Below are 17,633 nucleotides of genomic sequence, written 5' to 3' on the forward strand. Positions count from 1 at the left end.
GAAGCTAACCGGTGACGCGTCATCATCCACCCCCGTCCGGGGGACTTCCCGGACATCACCAGAACATGCCCAGGCCCGGGTCCGCAGAAGCGCGGACCCGCGTTCAGGAATCGGCGCCGCGTCCGGTCTGCTGCTGCAGGCGGTCGATGTGTTCCGAGGCCTCGGCCTTGGTGAGGTCGGCGGGGAGTTCCTCGCCTGCCTCGCGGGCGAGGGTGTCGAGGTAGCTGCGCTGCGGCCCGGTCATGGGCTCGTCACCGGTGACCCACTGCTCGGGGTCCTTGCTGGCGTCGGTGCTGGGGTCGGGGCGGGCTCCGCCGAGGGTCTCGGGCTGGTCGGTGCGGTCGTCGATCGGGTCTGCGTCACTCATGGCGTGGACGCTACGCCGCACCCCCGACCGGAACGCCCACCGTGGCGTCCCCCGGACACACGGCGCCCCCGCCCGTGGCAGCGCCCCCGCCCGTGGCAGCGCCCACGCCCGTGGCAGCACCCACGGTCAGTCCGCGACCGCGGTGTACCGCACCAGGTCCGGGCCGACCGAGCTCACCGCGATCGGGACCGACCGGTCCTCGCGGCGGATCCAGATCGTCGCGGCACGCTCGTCGATCCGCTCGACCTCGTGCAGGGTGCCGTCGATCAGGACGGCAGCGCGGACCAGGACGTGCCCGGTGCCCGAGCGCGGCGGCAGCCCCACGACGTCGTCGCCGAAGGCCGGGTACCGACCGGGCGACAGGAACGGCGACACCGGGGTGGTCACGATCTCGAGGCCCTCGTCGACCGCGCGCACCGCCACGAGCCGCACCGCCTGGTCGGTGGGGAGCGGCACGTCGACGACCGGGGCGTCCGCGGAACCCGCCAGTGCGCGGAAGGCGGGCCGACCGTCGGGGGCGAGCCGCGCCTCCAGACCGTCGATCCGGACCCGACCGCGACCGCGTGAATCCGCGTACGTGCCGGGCTCGATGCCGGACCGACGCGCCTCGATCCGGGAGACCACCACGCGGTCCGGGCGGTACCAGTCGCGGAGCGTTGTCGGGTCGACCCAGCCGATGCGGTGCGTCGAGTCCTCGGCCGCCCGTTCGTCGAGCGCGCCGAGGGGGTGCGGGCCGCGGACGGCGACGAGTCCCTCGTGCGGGCCGCCGGGCGTCGGCTCGTGGTCGAGCACCTCGACGCGCTTCGAGACCTTGCCGCCGTGCCCGTCGAACGTGGCGAACGTGCGCAGGTCGGAGATCGTCATGACGACAGATGCTACGACGAGCGACCGTCGCCGCGTGGAGGCGACGGGACGAGGACGTGCATCTCACCGGTGCACTGGGTCGGGTCGACGCCCTCGGCGGGACCGGCCGGACGGGTCGCGCGGCGCGGCTGCAGGCTGTTCCGCTGGGCCGACCGGAGCAGACGGTCGTCCTCGGCGTCGTGCTGGACGACGCCGTGCGGGGAGCGGCGGAGTGCGGGGCGGATCGGCTCGCCGCGACGCTCCTGGCCGGGGAGCGGGCGGGATCGCCGGCCGTACAGGAGCTCGGAGGAGTCGAGCAGCCAGGGCACGAGCGCGACGGTCACGCCGTGCACGAGCAGCAGCTTCTTCCGGATGCGGCGACCGCGGTGGTTGTGGAGGAAGGTCTCCCACCAGTGCCCGACGATGAAGACCGGCGTGTAGACGGTCACGACCTCGGAGCCGTGCTCCATCCGGTGCGCCTTGATGTACTTGATGAGCGGCATCGAGATGTCGCGGTAGGGGCTCGGCACGATGGTCAGAGGGACCTCGATGCCGTACTCCTCCCACTGCGCCCGGAGCCGGGCCGCATCGGCGTCGTCGATCGCGACGTGCAGGGCCTCGAAGCTCGCGTGCTTCGCGGCGATCGCGTAGTCGAGGGCCTTGAGCACGGGCTTCTGCAGCTTGTTCACCAGGACGATCGCGTGGTCGCCGGTCGCGCCGAACCGGGTCTCCTCGTCGGCCTCGATCTCGTGCGAGACATCGCGGTAGTACCGGTTCACGCCGAGCATGAGCACGAACAGGATCGGCATGATCAGGAACACGAGCCAGGCGCCGTGCGTGAACTTCGTGATCGTGACGATGACGAGGACGACGAACGTGAAGGTGGCGCCGGTGGCGTTGATGGCACGGGAGCGCATGACCTGCCCACGGTGGACCGGACCATCCGCGGTGCCCGCCCGGTCCGCCCGCAGCAACCGCGTCCAGTGCACGATCATCCCGGTCTGCCCGAGCGTGAACGACACGAACACACCGATGATGTAGAGCTGGATGAGGCTCGTGACGTTCGCCCGGTACACGATCAGCAACGCCGCCGCGACGAGGGCGAGCACGATCACGCCGTTCGAGTAGATGAGCCGGTCGCCGCGGGTCGACAGGGCCTTCGGGGCGTACGAGTCGCGAGCGAGGATCGACCCGAGTAGCGGGAACCCGTTGAACGCCGTGTTGGCGGCGAGCAGCAGCACCGCCGCGGTGGTCGCCTGGATCACGAAGAAGAGGACCGTGTTGTCGCCGAACGTCGCGGCAGCGATCTGCGCGATCAGGGAACGCTGCGGCGTCGTGGCGCACTGCGCGAAACCCTGCAGGTCGCACGCGCTCTCGGCGTAGTGCACGCGGGAGATGAGGGCGAGCGTGATGAGACCGACGAACAGCACGATCGCGATCGACCCCATGAACACGAGGGTCATCTGCGCGTTCTTGATCTTCGGGCGGCGGAACGCCTGCACGCCGTTCGCGATCGCCTCGACACCGGTCAGCGCCGAACAGCCGGACGCGAACGCGCGGAGGAGCAGCAGGATGAACGCCGCCTGCGTCGTGTGCTCGACGTTCTGCACCGTGTACGCGGCAGACTCGGCGACCGGGGCGTTGCCCAGTGCTGCCCGGGCGAGCCCGACGACGACCATCACGAACACGCTCGCCACGAACAGGTAGGTCGGCACGGCGAAGGCCTTGCTCGACTCGCGGACGCCCCGGAGGTTCGCGGCGGCGAGGAGCACGACGAACACCAGGGCCAGTTCGACCCGGAACTCGTTGAGGAACGGGAGCGCGGAGATGATGTTGTCCACGCCGGACGCGACCGAGACCGCCACCGTCATGACGTAGTCGACGAGCAGTGCGGAGGCCACGACGAGCCCCGCCTTCTCGCCGAGGTTCCGGTGCGCCACCTCGTAGTCGCCGCCGCCGGACGGGTACGCCTTGATGAGCTGTCGGTAGGACGCGACGACCACGACGAGCAGCAGCACGACGAGGGCGGCGACCCACGGGGCGAACGTCAGGAACGCCATCCCGCCGAGCAGCAGGATCATGAGGAGTTCCTGCGGCGCGTACGCCACGGAGGACAGCGGGTCACTCGCGAAGATCGGCAGTGCCAGGTGCTTCGGGAGGAGCTGTCCCTCGAGCTTCTCGGAGGGGAGGGGATCCCCGATCAGTCGCGCTTTCAACGACCGGATCTCGTTCGTCACGAGCGGCAAACCTACTCATTTCCGGGCGCGAGTCAACACGGCCGACCCCGGTGGTATTCCCCGTCCGTGCCGGTTCGGGTCGGGCGCACCCCGGAAACCCCTTGCAGTTGACGCAGCGTCAACCTCTACCGTGGCCTGCATGAGGGATTCGACAGACACGGCAGCCGCAGCTGCGAAAGCACCGCACGGCATCGCCGACGTGGCGCGTTCCGCCGGTGTGTCGAGCCGCACGCTCCGGCACTACGACGCGATCGGCCTGCTGCCGGCGACCGCGGTCGGCGAGGGCGGGCTCCGACGCTACGACGACCGCGCGCTGGTCCGGCTGCAACGGATCCTCCTGCTGCGCGGGCTCGGACTCGGGCTGGCCGACGTCGGCCGGGTCCTCGACGGCGAGCAGGACGACGTCGCGGCCCTCACGGCGCACGTCGCGTGGCTCGAACGCGAGCGCGACCGGCTCGCGCGGCAGCTCGCGGCCGTGCGGACCACCATCACGAGGCTCGAGGAAGGACAGGACATGAACGGCACCGACACGTTCGACGGGTTCGACCAGACGCGCTTCCGGCAGGAGGTCGAGGAGCGCTGGGGGCCCGCGGCCTGGGACCGAGGCGCACGCTGGTGGGAGTCGAAGGACGCCGCCGCGAAGGAGGCCTTCCAGGCAGAACAGCGGGCGATCGCGCAGGACGCCGCAGCGCTCGCCGCGTCGGGCGCGGGTCCGGCGTCGGAGGCCGGCACGGCACTCGCGCGGCGTCAGTTCGCCTGGCTCGCCGAGGCGACGCCCCCGGCCGAGCTCACCGCCGACCGGTTCCGCACGCTCGGTGACATGTACGTGCAGGACGAACGGTTCACGCACGCCTTCGAGTGGGCAGGCGCGGGTGCCGCCCGCGCCCTGCGGGACGCGATGCACGCCCTGGCCGACCGCGGTCTGTGACGGACGACCCGCGCCTCCTGGCGGGCTGCCTGGAGGCGCGGGTCGTCACCGTCTGTCGGCCGCCGGTCGTCAGAGGGACTTGCGCAGCGCCTCCAGGCCGTCGCGCAGACGCGTGACCGTGTCCGCACCGAGCGTGCCGCGGGTCGCCCGACGGCGGAGGTCCGCGCGGACCTGCTGCCGGAACGACGACAGGACCATCTCGACCTCACGCAGGGCGCGGGCGCCCTCGGACGGGACGTCCACGGGCTCGTCGGCGGTCCGGCCGCGCGGTGCCTGCGCGCTCGCCGCGAGGTCGGCACGGAGGGACCGCATCGCCTCGCCCACCGAGGCGCGGACGCCGTCGGCCAGGGACTTCACCGAGTCGTTGACGCCGTTCTCGACCGCGGCGATCTCGTCGGCACGGGCGTCGAGCTCGGCACGGCCCGCGTCGGTGATCGCGTAGACGGTCTTCCGGCCGTCCGCGGACTTCGTGACGAGCCCCTCTTCCTCGAGCTTGGCGAGCCGCGGGTACACGGTGCCGGCGCTCGGGACGTAGGTGCCGCCGAAGCGGTCGCCGAGGGCCTGGATGACCTCGTACCCGTGCATCGGGTGGTCGGCCAGCAGCACGAGCAGGTAGAGGCGCAGGTGGCCGTGTGCGAAGACGGGGCTCATTCGGGCGCCTCGCCGTCGTTCACCGGGGCCGCGGGCGTGGTCGGCGCAGCCGGCGCGGTCGGTTCCGTCGGCTCCGCGACGGGTGGGGCGTGCAGCACCGCGATGTCGCCGGACACCGAGTTCACCTTGAGGTCGAGCCACTGCCCGGACAGTTCGCCGCCCTGCTTGACGTAGGACCCCCGCACGCCGCGGATCTCCGAGTCGTCGAACTGCAGCTTGCCCGAGGCGGTGCTGACGGTGCACTGGTAGGGCACGCCGTCCTCGAGTCGGACGCTCACCGCACCGGACACCGTGTTGACGCGGGCCTGGTCGGGGGTGCCGTGCAGGTCGAGCACCACGTCGGCGCTCACCCCGTCGGCCGAGAACCGCGGGATCGCCCCGGTCGCCACGACGTCGCCGGAGACGGTGTGCACCGTCAGGGCGCCGTCGAGCTCGCGGATGGTCGTCGTGCCGGACACCGCGTTCACGGTGACGTCACCCGCGACGTCGTCGACGACGAGGTCGCCGGACACCGTGTTGAGCGTGGCGCCGCGGTTCGTGCCGGACAGCAGGGCCCCGGCCGAGACGACGCCGAGGGTGACGACGGCGTCGCGGGGCACGAGGACGCTGACGTCGGCGTGGGCCTTGCCGCGGAACGACTTCAGGAAGCCGATCGGGTCGTCCCACCGGACCTGCGGGTGGTCGATCGTGAGCGTGTCGCCGTCGAGCTCGATCTTCATCGGCTTGCCGGACACGCTGTGCACCTCGACGCGGGCGGTCGGCTCGTCGTGCGCGACGACGTCCACCTGTCCTCCGGCGAGGCCCACGCGCAAGCGGCGGACGATCCCGGTGTCGATCACCTTCGGCTCCTCGACGAGCCACTTCTCCTGGGCCATGTTGCCTCCTCGAACTCGCGATGTATCGCGTCTGTGGCAGACACGTTATATCGCGACATGGACGCACGCAAGGGCTCTAGGCGACCTCCGAGGCGGCGGCGACCCGCGCCTCCTGGACCGGTGTGGTGGCACGCGTCCGTTCCGGGCTCCACGGGAACCGGCGGAAGACCGGCATGAGCGGCTGCACCATCGGGCCGATCGCGAACGCCGCGACCACGGTGCCGGCTCCGACGTCGCCGCCGAGGAACCAGCCGACGATCACGACCGAGACCTCGATGACGGTCCGCGCCACCCACACCGGCCAGCCGAGGCGCTCGTGCAGGCCGACCATCAGGCCGTCACGAGCGCCCGTGCCGAAGCCGGCGCCGATGTAGAACGCGGTGGCGACCGCCAGGAGCACCAGCCCGGCGACGAACAGGAGGACCCGGCCGACGAGTTCCGACGGCGTCGGGACGAGCCAGAGCACGAGGTCGGCGCTCGGTCCGATCGCCAGGGCGTTGAGCAGCGTCCCGATGCCCGGCTTCTGGCGGAGCGGGATCCAGAACAGCAGGATGACGCCGCTCGACACCACGGTGATGACGCCGAAGGACCACGGCACCACGTTCTCGAGCCCCTCCGTGAGGACCGTCCACGACGAGACCCCGACGACCGCACGCACCTGCAGCGCCGTCGAGGCGCCGTAGAGGAACAGGCCCACGAAGAGCTGGACGAAGCGGAGCGTGAGGGCGGTGGAGCGGGTCATGGCTTGATCGTCGTGGAGATTGGACTGCGGGTCGAGAGCCAATTCCGCTACCGTGGATCCATGACCCCGGTCCTGCTCAGTGCCCGATCCGCAGCACTCCTCCTCACCGACTGGCGCGCCGGTACCGACGCCCCCGCGTACGAGGCGCTGTCCGACGCGCTGCGCGTGCTCGTCATCGACGGCCGGATCCCGCAGGGCGTGCGGCTGCCCGCCGAGCGGGGGCTCGCCACCGCGCTGGGCGTCTCGCGCACCACGGTCGCGAACGCGTACTCGAGGCTCCGGTCCGACGGGTTCGTGGTGTCGCTCCGGGGGTCCGGCAGCGTGGTCCGGCTCCCGGCCGGGCTGATCGGCCGACCGGACCCGGAACGGCTCGGCGGCGTCGTCGACGACGACCTGCTCGACCTCCGCAAGGCCGCACTGCACGCGGCTCCCGGGATCGCCGAGGCGGTCGAGCGCGCGGTGCGGCACGTGCCCGCGGCGCTCGCCGGCATCGGGTACGACACCGTCGGGGACCCCGGGCTGCGCGCGGCGATCGCCGAGCGGTACACCGAACGCGGCCTGCCCACCGACCCGTCCCAGGTCGTCGTGACGATCGGGGCGCAGCACGCGATCGCCCTGCTCGCCCGGGTGCTCGTCCGCCGGGGCGACGCCGTCCTCGTCGAGTCCCCGACCTACCCGCACGCGCACGAGGCCTTCCGCGAGGTCGGCGGTCGACTCGTCGGCGTGCCCGTCGACGCGCGGACCGGGTGGGACGCCACGGCGCTCGAGACCACGATGCGCCGCACGGCGCCGGCGGTCGCGTACGTCATGCCCGAGCTGCACAACCCGACCGGAGCGACGATGTCCGCGTCCACCCGGGAGCTCCTGCTGTCCGTCGCTGCGTCGACCGGGACGACCGTCATCGCGGACGAGACCATGGGCGAGCTGCGGATCGAGGGCTCGCCGTCCCTGCCACTGGCAGCGGCCGACCCGTCCGGGGCATCGGTCGTGATGATCGGGTCGGCCGACAAGGTGTTCTGGGGCGGCCTGCGGATCGGTTGGATCCGCGCCGCACCGGCGCTCCTGCAACGGCTGCTCCTCGCCCGTCCGACGGGCGACCTCGGCACGCCCGTGCTCGACCAGTTGGTCGCGCGGGAGCTCATCCCGCGGACGGCGGCGGTCCTGGAGGCGCGGCGCGAGTACCTGCGCCAGGGTCGCGACGACGTCGTGGGTGCGTTGCGCGCGCGGCTCCCGGAGTGGGACGTGCCGTCGCCGGCGGGCGGGTTGACGACGTGGGTCGGGCTCGGGCGTCCGGTGTCGAGCGCGCTGGTGCTCGCCGCGCGCGCCGAGGGCGTCGTGCTCGCGTCCGGCGGGGTCTTCGGCCCGGACGGTGGGTTCGAGCGGTTCCTGCGGGTGCCGTTCACGATGTCCCCGGCCGACCGGGTGCGGCTCGTCGACGTGCTCGAACGGTCGTGGGCGCGGATCGGCGGAGACGCCGCCGGCGTGCGGGGGTCGCTCGCCGCGGTGGTGTGACGCGCCCTCCTCGCTCGGCAGTGTCATCCTCCGGGGTGACGCCCCTGGTGCGATCTGGCTCTGCGGAGTGATGCGTGCGACGCGCGGCCACCGGGATCCTGGTCCCATGGAGACGACCATGCACGCCGGCACGACGGCCCGTCCGGCGCCCGCTCCGACCCACGCGGTGCCCGCCGCCGCCCGGGTCTCGATGGCGCTCACGGGGGCACTGCTCGCCGGGGTGCTGACCTCGTTCGGGCAGGCGGTGCCCGGACTCTCCTCCGTCGCGAACTCCGCCGGGCCCTGGTTCGTCGTCGCGGCTGCGCTGTGCCTGCTCGCCGGTGTGCGGTCGGGGCGCTGGGCGTCGCCGGTCGCGATGGTGCTCGGCGTCGTGCTCCTCGAGCTCATGCACGTGGGGTACTGGGCGACGACGAACCTGCGCGGCTACCCGGACGTGCTGTCGATCACGAACTTCTGGGTCCTGATGGGCATCCCCGCCGGGATGCTCGCGGGTGCGGTCGCGGTGGCACTCCGGTCACGGGACGTCGGGTGGCGGGGGGCAGCGCTCGGGGCGACCGCCGCCGTGCTGGTCGGCGAGGGCGTCCGGGCCCTGCTGCAGGTGGCGGACACCACGGGGCCGGTGACCTGGGTGGTCGAGATCGTCGTCGGCCTGGCGGTCGTCGTCGTGGCGGTCGTGACGGCTCGGACCCCGCTCGGCCGGATCGTGGCGCTCGCGACCGGCGTGCTCGGGACCGTGGGCGTGCTCGGCGCGTACCTCCTGCTCGACGGCTGAGTGCGTCGTGGTGCACCCTGCAAGGATCGGGGTGTGCACCTCCTCTCGGTCTTCAGCCTCCGCAACCGGGCACTCATCGCGCTCGTCACCGTCGTCGTCGCGGTGTTCGGCGGCATCGCGCTGACGAGCCTCAAGCAGGAGCTCATCCCCAGCGTCCAGTTCCCGCAGGTCGCCATCGTCAGCGCGTACCCCGGTGCAACGCCCGAGGTCGTGTCGAACGACGTGTCGACGAAGATCGAGCAGGCGATCCAGGTCGTGCCGAACCTCGAGTCGACCACTGCGACGTCGTCGACCGGGCAGAGCGTCGTCTCGGCGTCGTTCGACTACGGATCGAACCTCGCCAGCGCCGAGGACAAGATCCAGACCGCGGTGAACGCCCTGTCGCTCCCGGACACCGTGCAGACGCAGATCGTCACCGGCTCCTTCGACGACCTGCCCGTGCTGCAGCTCGCCGTCACGGGGAAGGGCGACCAGGAACAGCTGGTCGACCGGCTGAACGCCACGGCGATCCCCGACATCGAGAAGCTCGACGGCGTCCGGCAGGCCGACGTCTTCGGCAACCCGGGGCGCCGCGTCGTGATCACCCCGGACACCGACGAGCTGGCGTCGCGGGGCCTGAGCACCCAGTCCATCGCGGACGCACTCGACGACAACGGGACGCTCGTCCCCGGTGGCACGATCACCCAGGACGGCACGACCCTGTCGGTGCAGACGGGGGAGCGGATCGCGTCGATCGCGGACATCGAGGGGCTGCCGTTGACCGCGTCGTCGAGCGGCGGGTCGTCGTCCGGGGCGGGATCCTCCGGCAGCTCCTCGTCCGGCGGTGCGGCGGACGCCGGGGCAGGCGCGACCGGCGGGGCGGGCGCGACCGGCGGGGCGGGCGGGGTTGGCTCGTCGGGCGGGGCGGGCTCGACCGGGGCCGTGGACGCGACCAGCGGGACGGCGGCGAGCAGTGCGGCGGGGGTGGACAGCACCTCCAGTGCGACCGCCGGTGGATCGACCGCCGGGACCGCCGCGACGACGCCGACCACCATCGGCGACGTGGCGAAGGTCGCGATCGAGGAGTCGCCGCGCACCTCGATCAGCCGCGTGAACGGCGAGACGGCACTGACCATCGCGATCACCAAGACGCAGGAAGCGAACACCGTCGACGTCTCGAAGACGGTCCGCGACGCCCTCCCCGGCATCGAGGCGAAGGTCGCCGGCGACCCCCGGTTCACCGTCGTGTTCGACCAGGCGCCCTACATCCAGCAGTCGATCGACTCCCTCGCCGAAGAGGGGCTCCTCGGCCTCGGGTTCGCCGTGGTCGTGATCCTGCTGTTCCTGCTGTCGGTGCGGTCGACGATCGTCACCGCGATCTCGATCCCGACCTCGGTGCTCCTCGCCGCGATCGGCATGCGGGCGACCGGGTACACGCTGAACGTCATCACGCTCGCCGCGCTCACCATCGCGATCGGGCGCGTGGTGGACGACTCGATCGTGGTCATCGAGAACATCAAGCGGCACCTGCAACCCGGGGTGGACCGGACCCGGGCGGTGCTCGACGCCGTGCGCGAGGTGGCCGGCGCCGTCACCGCGTCGACCCTCACCACCGTCGCCGTCTTCCTGCCGGTCGCGTTCGTCGCGGAGCTCGTCGGCGAGCTGTTCCGGCCGTTCGCCCTGACCGTCACGATGGCGCTCGTGGCGTCGCTGCTGGTGTCGCTGACGATCGTCCCGGTGCTCGCGTACTGGTTCCTCCGGACGCCCGCCGCCGGTGGCGCCGTCGCTGGTGGTGCCGCCGCCGGTGGAGCCGGTGGCGCTGCTGCCGGCGGTGCTGCTGCCGGTGGGGCGGCTGCCGACGGGTCCGCTGCGACCGCCGCGCTGTCGTCCGCCGAGGACCTGCACGACGCCGGCACGTCCGACCGGCTCCGGCGCGGGTACCAGCCCGTGCTCCGCTGGGCCATCGGTCGGCCGGCGCTCGTGGTGGTCCTGGCGGTGCTCGTGCTCGGCGGTACCGCGGCCGCCGTGCCGTTCGTCAAGACGAACTACCTCGGCGACTCCGGGCAGAACACCTTCACCGTCACGCAGGACCTCGAGCCGGGGACGAGCCTCGACGAGCAGTCCGACGCGGCGAAGGAGGTGGAGCGCGTGCTCCGTGGCGTCGCGGGTGTGCAGACCGTGCAGACCACCATCGGGACGAGCGGGCAGTCGATCCAGGCGGCCTTCGGGGGCGGGGCGTCGGCCTCCGTGCAGTACAACGTCACGACGGACGCCGGCGACGACCAGACCACCATCCAGTCCACCGCGCGCGACCGAATCGACCGCATCGACGGCGTCGGCGAGGTCAGCCTCTCGTCGGCCGGTGGCGGCTTCGGCGGTTCGAGCGACATCGAGGTCGACGTCACCGCGCCGACCCAGGCAGAGCTCCGGACCGCGGCGGCGTCGGTGCTGCGCGAGATGCGGAAGGTCGACGGCACGACCGGCGCGACGAGCAACCTGTCGGCGTCCGAGCCGTACCTCGCCGTCCGGGTCGACCGGCAGGCCGCCGCCGAGCGCGGGCTGACCGAGACGCAGGTCGGCGGGATCGTCGCCGCGGCGGTCTCGCCCCGCGACACCGGCACGATCGAGATCGACGACGCGACGCTCGACGTGTACATCGCCGACCCCGAGCCCCCGACGACCGTCGCCGCACTGCGGTCGCTGTCCGTCCCCACCTCGACCGGGTCGGTGCCGCTGTCCGACCTGGCGACCGTCGAGCAGTCCGAGGGGCCGACGTCCATCACGACGTCGAACGCCGTCCGGACGGCCACGATCACGGTGACCCCGGACTCGACGAACCTCGGCGCCGCCGTGCAGAACGTGACGGCGGCCGTCGACGCGCTCGACCTGCCGCGTGGCGCATCCGCCGAGATCGGCGGTGTCGCCTCGAGCCAGTCGTCGGCGTTCAGCCAGCTCCTGTTGGCCATGCTCGTCGCGGTCCTGATCGTCTACGTGATCATGGTCGCCACGTTCCGGAGCCTGCGGCAGCCGCTGCTGCTGCTCGTGTCGGTGCCGTTCGCGGTCACCGGCGCGCTGCTCCTGCAGATCGTGACGGGGATCCCGCTCGGTGTGGCGTCGCTGATCGGCCTGCTCATGCTCGTCGGCATCGTGGTGACGAACGCGATCGTCCTCATCGACCTCGTCAACCAGTACCGGCGCCGGGGGCTCCGCGTGCACGATGCCCTGATCGAGGGTGCGACCAGACGACTCCGGCCGATCCTGATGACCGCCCTGGCGACGATCTTCGCGCTGCTCCCGATGGCCGTCGGGCTGACCGGCCGGTCCGGGTTCATCTCGCAGCCGCTCGCGCTCGTGGTCATCGGCGGGTTGGTGTCGTCGACGCTGCTCACCCTCGTGGTGCTGCCGTCGCTGTACGCCCTCGTCGAGGGGCTCTTCGAGCGGCGGGCCGACCGGCGGGCGGCGCGTGAGGCCGCGGCGGGGGAGGCCACTGCGCGTGAGACCACTGCGCATGAGACCACTGCGGGGGATGCCGCGGCGCGTGGGGCCGCGGCGGGGGAGGACTAGCGGCGGTACTCCGCGTCGATCGCCGAGATCGGGTCGACGACGGAGGCAGCCGGCGCCGCCGCGGGTGCCTCCTCGCGCTCGACGGCACGGAACCACGACACGAGGACGCACGTCAGCGTCACGAGGAACACCACGCCGGCGGCCTGCGACAGCACGGTCATCCGTCCCGTCACGGCCGCGTACCCGCCGAAGGCCACCGCGGCGGTGAACGACAGACCGAGCAGGAGCTCGGCGAACGTCTGCAGCGAGGAGTGCCGCTCCCAGCGGGAGGCAGTCGCGTGTGCAGGGCGCATCGAGGTGTCGGTCACCCCCGAAGTCTGCGGTGCGCGGTCGGCGAGCGGCAGTCCCGACTCCGGGTGCCACCCGGCCGGGGCACGTGGCGGCCGGTGCCGGTTCCGGTGCCCGAGTCTCGGCCCCGCGGACACTTTCGCGTCCGCACCGTCCGAGGAACGTCCGCCGAACCGAGACTCGGGGCCGCGGCGGGCACCAGCCACGCGCGGAGGCCCCGGCCGCGCGTCAGCCCAGGTGCTCCCGCAGGAAGCTCGCCACGCGCTTGCTCATCGCCTCGTCGAGCTGCGCGATGGAGTGCGCCGACCCCTCGACCGCGACGAACGTCACCGGCACGTCGTGTCGTCGGAGCGTCGCCGCGAACTCCTGCGACTCCCACAGCGGGATGAACTCGTCGGTGGAGTGGCCGATGAAGAACGGCGCCGTGTCCGAGGTCACGTGGTACTCCGGCGATGCGCGGGTCGCGGCCGGACAGTCCGAGTATGTCCGGCAGCCGAGGTACAGCAACTGCTTCCGCTGGAACGCGGCGGAGACGCCGTCGGCCTCGGTCGACCGGGTCGTCAGGTTCGTGGGGCCGCTCAGGTCGACGACGGCCCGGATCCGGTCGCCCTCGGCGTAGGCGGTCGAGTCGTGGTCCGTCACGGCGAGCATCGCCGCGAGGTTCCCACCGGCGCTGCCCCCGAACACCCCGACCCGCTTGCTGTCGACGTCGTAGGTCGACAGCGTCGTCGGACGGAACACCCAGTCGAGTGCCCGTCGGACGTCGTCCAGCCCGGCCGGGAACGGGTCCGTCGGGGCGAGTCGGTAGTCGACGTTGAAGGTGACGAAGCCCTCGGAGGCCAGGTACTTGCACACCGATCGGTACGCGGCCGTGGCCTTGTCGCCGTGGGACCAGCTCCCACCGTGGATCATCAGGACGGCGGGACGCGTGCCGCTGGCCGCCTCGGCGACGGCAGCGTCGCCAGCACCAGACCCGTCCTCGGCTGTCCCGGCCCCGGCCCCGGCCCCGGCCCCGGCCCCGGCAGCGGCGACGCCGGCCGCGGCAGTCCCGGCACCACTCGCACTCCCGCCCCCGGCGGCGTCGGCCCCGACATCGTCCGGCGTCGCGGAAGCAGTCCCGCCCGGCGTCGACGTCGGGGTCCTCGTGGTGTCCGGCGCACTGTCCGCCGGCAGGCACACGTCGAGCCGCTGCAGCGCGTCCGACCCGTACGGCACGTCGGCGACGACGTCGATGCCGTGGTACCGGAGCGACAGCGGGTAGATGACAGGTCCGGCGGTCACCGTGCGGTTCTCGTCACCGACCGGGTCCGTGCTGCACGACGCGACCGCGCCGAGCGCCACGACCGCGGCGACGAGCGCGAGCAGCGTGCGACGGCCTGACCTCATCGGATCAACGGTAACCCGGTCCCCGCACGCCGTCGTCCACCCACGGGAGGAACCGACCGTCCCCTCCTCCGCCCCGAGGACCACCGCCGGACGAACCCGTCCGGCGGTGCCAGGATGGTGACGACCCCGCAGGAGGACCCGTGAGCCGTCGCAAGGCCTGGAACGCCGACCCCGAACCGCTGCTCCGCGTCGAGGAGGGGTTCCGCCTCGACCGGGTCGACCCCGACGGCACCCCGGGCTTCCCGGGGCGGAAGATCGACGGGCTCGAGGCGCTCGCCGCCGGGGCCTCCCGACTGTCCGCGCTGCAGGAGCGCCTCTGGGCCGCCTCGACCGCCGGTGACCAGCGCCGCGTGCTCCTCGTGCTCCAGGCGATGGACACCGCGGGCAAGGGCGGGATCGTCTCGCACGTCGTCGGCGCGGTGGACCCGAACGGCGTGCACTACGCCGGGTTCAAGGCGCCGAACGCCGAGGAACGCGAGCACGACTTCCTCTGGCGCATCGAGCGACAGCTGCCGGGCGCCGGCCAGCTCGGCGTCTTCGACCGCTCCCACTACGAGGACGTCCTCATCCAGAAGGTCCGCGCGTTCGCCCCGCCGGAGGAGATCGAGCGCCGCTACGGAGCCATCGTCGACTTCGAGGACGAGCTCGCCGCGTCGGGTACGAGCCTCGTCAAGGTCATGCTCCACATCTCGAAGGACGAGCAGCGCGAACGACTCGGTGAGCGCCTCGACCGACCCGACAAGCACTGGAAGTTCAACCCCGGCGACATCGACGAGCGCCTGCTCTGGGACGACTACCAGGACGCGTACCAGACGGTGTTCGACCGCACCTCGACCGCGACGAACCCCTGGTACGTCATCCCGGCGAACCGCAAGTGGTACGCCCGGCTCGCCGTGCAGCAGCTCCTGCTCCGCACGCTCGAGGACATGCAGCTCACCTGGCCCGCAGCGGACTTCGACGTGGCCGAGCAGCGGCAGCGGCTCGCCGAGTCCTGACCCGCGAACGGTCCAGGAGGCACGGATCGCCCCCGCCCCGCAGCCCCGGCCCGGCGGTGGGCTGGCCAGCGACGGTCCGATCGCGTAGACTCACTCGGTCGGCCTTCGACGCCGTGACATTGCGATCACGGAGTTTTCGTTTGGGTGTGTGTTGCTCGAGGGCTGGATTCACGTCGATCCGCGACGGGAAGAACCCCCTCTCCGCACGCAAGCCCCCGCCGATGTCGCTGCCGGGCGCTGCGGTACGTTGCGCACCCCGAGAAAGTAGCCATGGCCCCGTACAACAAGGGCGGCGCGGACAACCGCGCCTCCGACCGTGTCCGCCACCCGAACGGCACCCCCGCCGCTCGCAGCAGCAAGCACCGCGGTTTCCGCGCCGCCGACCCGTCCGCTCCGCGGCAGAAGCAGCGGTGGGACGCCGAGGAGCGTCGCGGCCGCGCGGCGCAGGGCGAGCGCCCGAGCCGTCCGAACTGGGAGCCGCGCGACGGTGGCCAGGGCCGCCCGCAGCGTGACGACCGTGGTGGCCGTCGCTTCGACCGCGATGACCGCGCTCCCCGTCGCTTCGACCGCGACGACCGTGCGCCCCGTCGTGACAACGACGACCGTCCGCGTCGCTCGTTCGACCGTGACGACCGCGCCCCGCGTCGCTTCGACCGCGACGATCGTGCCCCGCGTCGCTTCGATCGTGACGACCGTGCTCCCCGTCGTGACGACGACCGCGCCCCGCGCCGGTTCGACCGCGACGACCGCGCTCCCCGCCGTGACGCCGACGACCGTCCGCGCCGGAACTTCGACCGCGACGACCGCGCTCCCCGCCGGTTCGACCGCGACGACCGCGCTCCCCGTCGTGACGACGACCGCGCCCCGCGCCGGTTCGACCGCGACGACCGCGCCCCGCGCCGGTTCGACCGCGACGACCGCGCTCCCCGCCGTGACGCCGACCGCGGCCCGCGCCGGTTCGACCGTGACGACCGCGCTCCCCGTCGCTTCGACCGCGACGATCGTGCGCCCCGCCGTGACGCCGACGACCGTCCGCGCCGGAACTTCGACCGTGACGACCGCGCCCCGCGCCGCTTCGACCGCGACGACACCGAGCGCAAGCCCTTCGTCCCCGCCGACGACGTCAAGCTCGAGAAGCTCCAGGCCGAGGCGACCCTCGCGGCCGACGTCGAGGGCGTGACCTTCGCCGACCTCGGCATCGGCGGCAACATCTCCCGCGCCCTGGCCGAACTCGGCGCCACGAGCCCGTTCCCGATCCAGGCAGCGACGATCCCCGACGTGATCGCGGGCAAGGACGTCCTCGGCCGTGGCCGCACGGGCTCCGGCAAGACCATCGCCTTCGGCGCCCCGCTCGTCGAGAAGCTCATGGAGAACGGCGGCGGCACGAAGCGCAAGATGGGCCGCGCCCCGCGTGCGCTCATCCTCGCGCCGACCCGCGAGCTCGCCCTGCAGATCGACCGCACCGTGCAGCCGATCGCCCGCTCGGTGGGCCTCTTCACGACGCAGATCTACGGCGGTGTCCCGTACGGCCGCCAGGTCGGTGCGCTCGAGCGTGGCGTCGACATCATCGTCGGCACCCCGGGGCGCGTGCAGGACCTCATGAAGAAGGGGACGCTCGACCTCAGCGAGGTCGTCATCTCCGTGCTCGACGAGGCCGACCACATGTGCGACCTCGGGTTCCTCGAGCCGGTGCAGGAGATCCTCTCCGCCACGGCCGTGGTCACCCCCGAGGGCAACCGCGCCCAGAAGCTCCTTTTCAGCGCGACGCTCGACGCCCAGGTCGCGTCGCTCGTCGAGCAGTTCCTGCACGAGCCGTCCGTCCACGAGGTCGCCGGTGAGGACCAGGCCTCGTCGACGATCGACCACCGCGTGCTCGTGGTCGAGCAGCGCCAGAAGGACCAGCTCCTCGAGGAGCTCGTCGCCGGCGCCGGCAAGACCATCGTGTTCGCCCGCACCCGCGCCTACGCCGAGCGGCTCGCCGACCAGTTCGAGGACGCCGGCATCCGCGCGACCTCGCTCCACGGCGACCTGAACCAGTCGCGCCGGCAGCGGAACCTGCAGCTCCTCACGAGCGGCCGCGTCAACGTACTCGTCGCGACCGACGTCGCCGCCCGTGGCATCCACGTGGACGACGTGTCGCTCGTCGTGCAGGCCGACGCGCCCGACGACTACAAGGCGTACATGCACCGCTCGGGCCGCACGGGTCGTGCCGGCAAGGAGGGCACCGTCGTCACGATCGTCCCGCGCAGCCGGCGCCGCAAGATCGAGGGCATCCTCGAGCACGCGGAGATCGAGGCGGACCTCGTCGACGCCGCCCCCGGTGACGGGATCGTCGCGGAGCTCGCCGCGCGGTAGTCGCGAGCAGACGCAGGACGGGAGGCGGGGGGGGCCCGGGGCCCCCCCCCCCCCCCCCGCCCCAGGGGGCCCCCCCCCCCCCACCCCGCGACCTGACCCCCCCACCCCCCGGGCCCCCCGCCCGGGAGGTGGGTATGGG

Annotated in this window: 14 protein-coding genes; 6 read left to right on the forward strand and 8 right to left on the reverse strand. The window is 72.6% G+C overall.

Translation table 11 applies throughout. The features are described from left to right. Window positions 1–103: 103 nt before the first annotated feature. From J2X60_RS18340 to J2X60_RS18350, 3 genes are all read right to left on the reverse strand, one after another. Window positions 104–367: a DUF3072 domain-containing protein gene (locus J2X60_RS18340; RefSeq protein ID WP_070416997.1), complete on the reverse strand. Its 264-nt coding sequence runs from the start codon at window positions 365–367 to the stop codon at window positions 104–106. A 126-nt stretch (window positions 368–493) separates the two neighbouring features. Next, on the reverse strand, window positions 494–1,231 hold the full coding sequence (locus tag J2X60_RS18345) for a hypothetical protein (RefSeq protein ID WP_309778428.1): 738 nt from the start codon (window positions 1,229–1,231) through the stop codon (window positions 494–496). 11 nt (window positions 1,232–1,242) lie between these two features. Beyond that, window positions 1,243–3,456: an APC family permease gene (locus tag J2X60_RS18350; protein ID WP_309889566.1), complete on the reverse strand. Its 2,214-nt coding sequence runs from the start codon at window positions 3,454–3,456 to the stop codon at window positions 1,243–1,245. A 130-nt stretch (window positions 3,457–3,586) separates the two neighbouring features. Here J2X60_RS18350 and J2X60_RS18355 point away from each other — a divergent pair, with 130 nt between their 5' ends. Next, window positions 3,587–4,375, forward strand: coding sequence for a MerR family transcriptional regulator (locus tag J2X60_RS18355; protein WP_309889568.1), 789 nt, complete (start codon window positions 3,587–3,589; stop codon window positions 4,373–4,375). A gap of 69 nt (window positions 4,376–4,444) precedes the next feature. Here the strand turns inward: J2X60_RS18355 and J2X60_RS18360 are convergent, their stop codons facing one another. The 3 genes from J2X60_RS18360 to J2X60_RS18370 form a co-directional block, all read right to left on the reverse strand. Further along, window positions 4,445–5,026 (reverse strand): PadR family transcriptional regulator, encoded by a 582-nt coding sequence (locus tag J2X60_RS18360; protein WP_071294482.1) that lies wholly within the window; start codon window positions 5,024–5,026, stop codon window positions 4,445–4,447. Further along, window positions 5,023–5,901 carry a DUF4097 family beta strand repeat-containing protein gene (locus J2X60_RS18365; RefSeq protein ID WP_309889570.1) on the reverse strand — a complete coding sequence of 293 codons (879 nt, stop codon included), beginning with the start codon at window positions 5,899–5,901 and terminating at the stop codon, window positions 5,023–5,025. The genes J2X60_RS18360 and J2X60_RS18365 overlap by 4 nt, the downstream gene beginning before the upstream one ends. A 76-nt stretch (window positions 5,902–5,977) precedes the next feature. Next, window positions 5,978–6,643, reverse strand: coding sequence for a hypothetical protein (locus J2X60_RS18370; RefSeq protein ID WP_309778437.1), 666 nt, complete (start codon window positions 6,641–6,643; stop codon window positions 5,978–5,980). Between the two features lie 60 nt (window positions 6,644–6,703). On the opposite strand from J2X60_RS18370, the gene J2X60_RS18375 reads away from it, so the two are divergent. The 3 genes from J2X60_RS18375 (at window position 6,704) to J2X60_RS18385 (ending at window position 12,470) form a co-directional block, all read left to right on the forward strand. Then, a complete protein-coding gene (locus J2X60_RS18375; protein WP_309889572.1) occupies window positions 6,704–8,155 on the forward strand; it encodes a PLP-dependent aminotransferase family protein in 1,452 nt (483 codons plus the stop codon). Window positions 8,156–8,261: 106 nt separating this feature from the next. After that, window positions 8,262–8,927 carry a DUF6518 family protein gene (locus tag J2X60_RS18380; protein WP_309778438.1) on the forward strand — a complete coding sequence of 222 codons (666 nt, stop codon included), beginning with the start codon at window positions 8,262–8,264 and terminating at the stop codon, window positions 8,925–8,927. A gap of 33 nt (window positions 8,928–8,960) precedes the next feature. Beyond that, the gene (locus J2X60_RS18385) at window positions 8,961–12,470 is read left to right on the forward strand and encodes an efflux RND transporter permease subunit (RefSeq protein WP_309889574.1); all 3,510 of its coding nucleotides are present in this window, start codon (window positions 8,961–8,963) and stop codon (window positions 12,468–12,470) included. On the opposite strand, the gene J2X60_RS18390 is transcribed toward J2X60_RS18385, so the two are convergent. After that, the gene (locus J2X60_RS18390) at window positions 12,467–12,778 is read right to left on the reverse strand and encodes a hypothetical protein (RefSeq protein ID WP_309889576.1); all 312 of its coding nucleotides are present in this window, start codon (window positions 12,776–12,778) and stop codon (window positions 12,467–12,469) included. The two genes, J2X60_RS18385 and J2X60_RS18390, sit on opposite strands and share 4 nt — an antisense overlap. 208 nt (window positions 12,779–12,986) lie before the next feature. After that, window positions 12,987–14,144, reverse strand: a complete 1,158-nt coding sequence (locus tag J2X60_RS18395; protein ID WP_309889578.1) for an alpha/beta hydrolase — start codon at window positions 14,142–14,144, stop codon at window positions 12,987–12,989. 140 nt (window positions 14,145–14,284) lie between these two features. Between J2X60_RS18395 and J2X60_RS18400 the strand changes: the two genes are divergently transcribed. Together J2X60_RS18400 and J2X60_RS18405 are read left to right on the forward strand one after the other, a co-directional pair. Next, window positions 14,285–15,139, forward strand: a complete 855-nt coding sequence (locus J2X60_RS18400) for a PPK2 family polyphosphate kinase (protein ID WP_071294488.1) — start codon at window positions 14,285–14,287, stop codon at window positions 15,137–15,139. Between the two features lie 270 nt (window positions 15,140–15,409). Beyond that, on the forward strand, window positions 15,410–17,494 hold the full coding sequence (locus tag J2X60_RS18405; protein WP_309889581.1) for a DEAD/DEAH box helicase: 2,085 nt from the start codon (window positions 15,410–15,412) through the stop codon (window positions 17,492–17,494). The last annotated feature ends 139 nt before the right edge of the window (window positions 17,495–17,633 follow it).

Source organism: Curtobacterium sp. 320 (genome assembly GCF_031455235.1).
Classification (GTDB): domain Bacteria; phylum Actinomycetota; class Actinomycetes; order Actinomycetales; family Microbacteriaceae; genus Curtobacterium.

Coding starts and splice junctions, on each gene's coding strand:
- J2X60_RS18340 (WP_070416997.1), bottom strand. CDS start 367: ATGAGTGACGCAGACCCGATCGACGACCGCACCGACCAGCCCGAGACC.
- J2X60_RS18345 (WP_309778428.1), bottom strand. CDS start 1,231: ATGACGATCTCCGACCTGCGCACGTTCGCCACGTTCGACGGGCACGGC.
- J2X60_RS18355 (WP_309889568.1), top strand. CDS start 3,587: ATGAGGGATTCGACAGACACGGCAGCCGCAGCTGCGAAAGCACCGCAC.
- J2X60_RS18360 (WP_071294482.1), bottom strand. CDS start 5,026: ATGAGCCCCGTCTTCGCACACGGCCACCTGCGCCTCTACCTGCTCGTG.
- J2X60_RS18365 (WP_309889570.1), bottom strand. CDS start 5,901: ATGGCCCAGGAGAAGTGGCTCGTCGAGGAGCCGAAGGTGATCGACACC.
- J2X60_RS18370 (WP_309778437.1), bottom strand. CDS start 6,643: ATGACCCGCTCCACCGCCCTCACGCTCCGCTTCGTCCAGCTCTTCGTG.
- J2X60_RS18375 (WP_309889572.1), top strand. CDS start 6,704: ATGACCCCGGTCCTGCTCAGTGCCCGATCCGCAGCACTCCTCCTCACC.
- J2X60_RS18380 (WP_309778438.1), top strand. CDS start 8,262: ATGGAGACGACCATGCACGCCGGCACGACGGCCCGTCCGGCGCCCGCT.
- J2X60_RS18395 (WP_309889578.1), bottom strand. CDS start 14,144: ATGAGGTCAGGCCGTCGCACGCTGCTCGCGCTCGTCGCCGCGGTCGTG.
- J2X60_RS18405 (WP_309889581.1), top strand. CDS start 15,410: ATGGCCCCGTACAACAAGGGCGGCGCGGACAACCGCGCCTCCGACCGT.